At 68.9% G+C, this 4,926-nt stretch carries 5 protein-coding genes and 1 pseudogene; 2 read left to right on the top strand and 4 right to left on the bottom strand.

What is annotated here, in order from left to right; all coding sequences use genetic code 11:
- Both AC1DYI_RS26510 and AC1DYI_RS26505 read right to left on the bottom strand, forming a co-directional pair.
- Window positions 1–316: pseudogene (locus AC1DYI_RS26510) on the bottom strand (hypothetical protein); the annotation flags it as partial.
- A gap of 89 nt (window positions 317–405) precedes the next feature.
- Window positions 406–1,392 carry a LysR family transcriptional regulator gene (locus tag AC1DYI_RS26505; RefSeq protein WP_477207121.1) on the bottom strand — a complete coding sequence of 329 codons (987 nt, stop codon included), beginning with the start codon at window positions 1,390–1,392 and terminating at the stop codon, window positions 406–408.
- A gap of 125 nt (window positions 1,393–1,517) precedes the next feature.
- Here AC1DYI_RS26505 and AC1DYI_RS26500 point away from each other — a divergent pair, with 125 nt between their 5' ends.
- On the top strand, window positions 1,518–2,744 hold the full coding sequence (locus tag AC1DYI_RS26500) for an RCC1 domain-containing protein (RefSeq protein WP_477207120.1): 1,227 nt from the start codon (window positions 1,518–1,520) through the stop codon (window positions 2,742–2,744).
- Between the two features lie 319 nt (window positions 2,745–3,063).
- Here the strand turns inward: AC1DYI_RS26500 and AC1DYI_RS26495 are convergent, their stop codons facing one another.
- Together AC1DYI_RS26495 and speB are read right to left on the bottom strand one after the other, a co-directional pair.
- A complete protein-coding gene (locus AC1DYI_RS26495; protein ID WP_477207119.1) occupies window positions 3,064–3,501 on the bottom strand; it encodes a PilZ domain-containing protein in 438 nt (145 codons plus the stop codon).
- An 87-nt stretch (window positions 3,502–3,588) separates the two neighbouring features.
- Complete coding sequence (speB, locus tag AC1DYI_RS26490) at window positions 3,589–4,542, bottom strand: agmatinase (protein WP_477207118.1); 954 nt, start codon at window positions 4,540–4,542, stop codon at window positions 3,589–3,591.
- 105 nt (window positions 4,543–4,647) lie between these two features.
- Between speB and AC1DYI_RS26485 the strand changes: the two genes are divergently transcribed.
- The coding region (locus AC1DYI_RS26485) for a helix-turn-helix domain-containing protein (RefSeq protein ID WP_477207117.1) at window positions 4,648–4,926 on the top strand (279 nt) is incomplete at its 3' end.

The raw sequence follows: 4,926 nt of genomic DNA, 5'->3' as shown, positions 1-4,926 counted from the left end.
GCGTGATGGCCAGGTAGGCGGCGAAGGGCACCAGCCCACTGACGAGGAAGGCCCGCCGCAGGCCCATGCGCCGCACCCATGCAGCCACGAACGGCGTGCCGAGCGCCAGGCCGAGCCACTCGGTCGCTGCCACGCAGCCCACCCAGGCGTCAGACCAGCCCAGCCCCTTGAGCGTGAACAGCAGCAAGGGGAAGAACATGAACAGCGCCACCAGGCCGAGGCAGGTGGAGGCGAACACCGCAGCCAGGCCACCCCAGGAACGAAGCCCGGTGCTCAGAGGTTGCCGAACTTCGTCGCCCTGTTCATGAAAATTCATCAGTCCATTTTCACGGCACCCAAGCCACTTGGCAACCGCAGACTGCGCGAGCCGGCGATGAACACGCCTTTGGGGTGGGCGGGCGTTTCTCAGGCAGCTGCGCGATCGGTCTTCGCCACCGCACCCGCAGCGTTCGGCATGCCAGCCGCCAGCGCGCTGATGTGGTCGAGCACCGCCCGGGTACTGGCGCGCAGGAACTTCGCCGGTGCATGGATGGCATAGAGCGCCTCGGGCGGCTGGCCGCTGAGTCGCCAGTCGGGCAAGACGGCCTGCAGCGGCTGCGCGCTGCGCTGAAAGAACAGCAGGTAGCTGGGCAACAAGCCGATGCCGAACCCGCGCTGCACCAGCTCGAGGATGGCTTCATGGATGTTGGACGTCAGCGGGCAACGCGGCACCACGGTGACCCGGCGTCCGGTCGTCCGGTGCTCCAGAACGGAGGGCCGGTCGTAACCCGGTGGCACGACGAAGCGGTGGGCGGTCAGGTCTTCTGCAGACTGCGGCGTGCCGAAGCGCGTCAGGTAGTCGACGCTGGCGCAAAGCTGCCAGTTGACCGTGCCCAGCATTCGAACCGATCGGTCCAGCGGCGGCGTATCGGTGACTCGCAACTCGATGTCGGCTTCGACCTTGTACGGCTCGTCCTGCGCGGCCACCAGATCGATCTGGATGTCGGGGTGCTCGGCGGCGAAGCTGTAGAGCGCTGGCCCAACCACGTGAACGGCAGCCGACGAGCCGCAGCTCACCACCACCCTGCCTTTCACGGCACTCATCGTCGTGCGCGCTTCGTCGATGCCCGCGGCCAGCGTGGCGCTGGCATCGCGATAGCGCTGCAGCAGCACATGGCCCGCTGGCGTCAACGCCACCTTGCGCGAGCTGCGCTCGAACAATGCGACACCGAGGCTGGCTTCGATCTGCATGATGCGTTTGCTGATGGCCGCCCGGTTCACGCCGAGCGCCTGCGCCGCACGGGCAAAGTTGCCCGTTTCGACGACGGTCATCACGGTCGGCAACAGGGCGAATGACTCAAGTGCGGTGTCGTTCACGGTGCGCTTGTCTCCCCACAAGATACTCAGTGTCATCGTCCAGATACTTGGCGGCGCCCAGGCCCGCGGCTAACTTCCAACCCATCTGAACAACCTGGTTCAGCCTCGCCCCGCATGCCCCGGCACGCGGCCATGACGAGGTGGGCGGATCGGTCGAAGCAATGGACGGCTTGGCAGTGACGGCGCAGGCGATGGCACTGACGGAAGCGGTCGAATCGAGCGCACTCGCCACGGCGCCGCCACGTGCGGCGCCCGCAGGCCAACTGCACGTGTGGGGCGCCAACCATCTGGGCCAGGCCGGCAGCGGCCCAGGGCCGGACGTGTTGCTGCCGCGACCGGTGCCGGGCCTGCCGGCCATCAGCGCCGCCTGCTGCAATGCCAACTCCGCGTTGGCACTGGACCAGGACGGGCATGTCTGGTCCTGGGGCTGGGATGTGGGGGGATCGCTCGGTCGCGCGGCGCCCATCGGCAAGCGGGTGTCGCTGCTCGACGGCAGTGAAGAGAGCCGCGCTGCGCGCAGGACGTCGACGCCGCCTTTTGCGACACCGGGACAGCTGTGGAACCTGCCGCCGATCCGGCAATTGGCGCTGGGCGCCGAGAACGGTTTGGCTCTCGACTGCAGCGGCCGCGTCTGGGCGTGGGGCGGGCCGGCCTGCCTGGGTCGGCCAGAGGCCGAGTCCTGGCCGCAGATGAATTCGGCGCCGGCCTGCGTTGAAGGCCTGCCGCCGATCCGGTTTGTGGCTTGCGACCCGGCTGGCATGGCGGCATATGCCGTCGACCAGGACGGTGGCTTGTGGTCCTGGGGCATGGGCCTGCAGGGCGAGCTCGGGCGGGGCAAGCCCCGCTTCGACCCGCTGCCCGGCCAGGTGCAAGGCCTGGGCACCGTGCGGTCGGTGCACGCCGGTGCGTCGTTCTGCCTGGCCTTGCTGGACGATGGATCGGTCTGGGGCTGGGGCCTCATGGGCGTCGGCCTGGGCCTGGCCCCGGGCACTGACAACATGGCTGCGATGGAGTCACCGACCCGCATCACCGGCCTGTTTGAGGTGCAGGCGCTGTGGCTGGGCGGTGACATGGCCATCGTTCGTACCGGCGACGGCGAAACCTTCAGCTTGGGCAACAGCCAGGTGCTGTCTCCATACGAAGCGCCGCCGCTCGCCAACACGTTGCGGCGTCGCCCGGCGCTCGATCCATACCGTCGGTTCACGCTCGGCCGCCACCATGGTTTCGGCATTGACGCCTGGGGCCATGTGATCGGCTTTGGCCACGCGGTGCACGGGGCCCTGGGCAACGGCCTGAACCAGCCCGATCTGAAGCTGGGGCCGACCCGCCTCGACCTGCGTTCGTTGCCCTTGGCCGCCGCCGGGCACTACAGCCTGGGACTGCAGTGACCAGCCGGCCGGCCACACGCGGATCGGAGCTGCGGCCCCGGCACGTCGCTGGCGCGGCAAGCGCGAGCGAACGCGTTGGCATAGACGGCTGGTGGCGAGGCGGTTGCTCCACCAGATGCACGGTATTGCTCATTGCCTGACAAGAGCCTGAATCCCCTGTTGCACGAGGAAGTGCGCGTGTAAACGTTTACACGCCTCTCATTATCAGGTTCTTCGAACGGAAGCGACACCCTATGCCCTGGCGCTCCTAGGGGTTGCGGGTGGCGCCGATGTCGGCGACGGCGTGGCCTGCTCGGCCCGGCGACGCGCGCTCGCGCCGTCAGTGGTGAATCCGGCTGCTCGCGCCGATCTCGGGAAAGTGCGCCGCGTACTTCTCGATCCACTCGGCCGCCGCTTCGTCCACGTCCAGCACCCGGCCCTCGGTGCGATGCACCGCGCGGCGATAGTCTTCGATGTGGCACAGCTGCTCGACCATGCGGGCGCGGAAGGCGTCGTCGTCATCAAGGAAGGTCACGCCGAGTTCGTAGCCGCTCAAGGGGTGCGGCTTGCACCACGCCACCCGGGCGTGGGCCTGGAACGGCGGTTGGACGTAGCCAATGCTGATGTCGACCATCACACCCGGCGTCACCGCGCAGCCCGAGCGAAACGCCAGGCCACCGAGGCTGATGTCATGCGTGTGGTAGCCCGACGCGGGGCCTTCGTTTCCGATACCGATCTCGATCGGAACGTCGATGGGGTGCCGAATGAACTGACGCATGCCAACCTCCCGTGGGACGCTCGCCCAAACTGAGGATACGCCTTCGGCGGCCGCTGCAACAGGGCCTGAATCGGGCTGAAAAGGCGGCTACTTCCAACGATCGTGGGATGGCTGCTGGCCACGCCTTGTGCGCCCCGCCAGGTAGGTCCAGACGAAGGCGGCGGCGGCATACGAGGTCAGCTCCGCGTGGTCGTACGGCGGCGCCACCTCTACGCAGTCCATGCCGACGAAATCGAGGTCGGCCAGGTCTTCGAGCAAGGTCAGCACCTGGTTGGTCGTCAGGCCGCCGGGCTCGGGCGTACCGGTGCCGGGGGCGAAGGCCGGGTCCAGGCAGTCGATGTCCAGGCTCAGGTACAGCGGCGGGTGGCCATGGGCGGCCAGGCGCTGGCGGATGGCGCCGGTGACCTCGGCCAGTTGCGTGCTGTTCTCGCGGCCACGCAGATCCCGCGCGGTGAAGATCTGGCCGCCCTGGTCGCGCACGTAGTCGCGTGCCTCACGCTCGCCGGCCGAGCGGATGCCGATCTGCGTGAAGCATTCGGGCACCACCAGCCCTTCCTGGAAGGCCTCGTAGACCCAGGTGCCGTGGCCGCTGGGTTCGCCGAAGTGGTCGGTCCAGGTGTCGCAATGCGCATCGAAATGGATCACCGCCAAAGGCTGGCCCAGGCGCTCGCGCTGCGCACGCAGGATCGGCAAGGTGACCGAGTGGTCGCCGCCCAGCCAGACCATGTGCTGGCGCGCCAGCAGCGCCGGCAGCTGCTGCGCGAAGGCGGCGCGCATGCCGTCGATGCCGGTGTTCGGCAGGGGCAGGTCGCCCAGGTCGTCCAGTGCCTCGCTGGGGCTGACGTCGAACAGCGGATGGATCGCGTCGCACAGCATGTGGCTGGCCTCGCGGATCGCCCGCGGGCCGAAGCGTGCGCCGGGCCGGTTGGTGGTCGAGCCATCCCAGGCCAGGCCGGCCAGGCCGAAGGGGCGCGGCGCGCCGCCATGCGCTGACGGCACCTTGAGAAAGGTCGAGGCAGACATGAAGGCGAACTGGGTCATGGCACAGGTGTTCCGGTCGGCCGCGCCGCGGTGGCTCTGGCAACATGCCCGCCAGCCCTGCACAAGCCGAAGCCCGAAGCCTAGCCCGGGACCGGCCCACCACCCATGACGCGCCGCGCAAGTTCACTTGTCGACCCCGCAGCCTTGTTCGCCGGCGACGCGGCGCGCGCGCTGGCACCGGTCGACGAAGCCGAGCTGCGCCAGCTGCGCCTGTTCTGCGTGGTCGTCGCGGCCGGCGGCTTCTCGGCCGCGACCGCCGAGCTGCAGGCAGATCTGTCCACCGTCAGCCGGCAGTTCAAGGAGCTGGAGACCCGCGTCGGCACACGCCTGGCGCAGCGTGGCCGTGGCGGCTTCGCACTCACCGCCGCCGGCCAGCAGCTGCAC

This window comes from Ideonella sp. P3_A4 (assembly GCF_056403075.1).
This window is presented reverse-complemented; position numbering and strand designations above follow the sequence as displayed.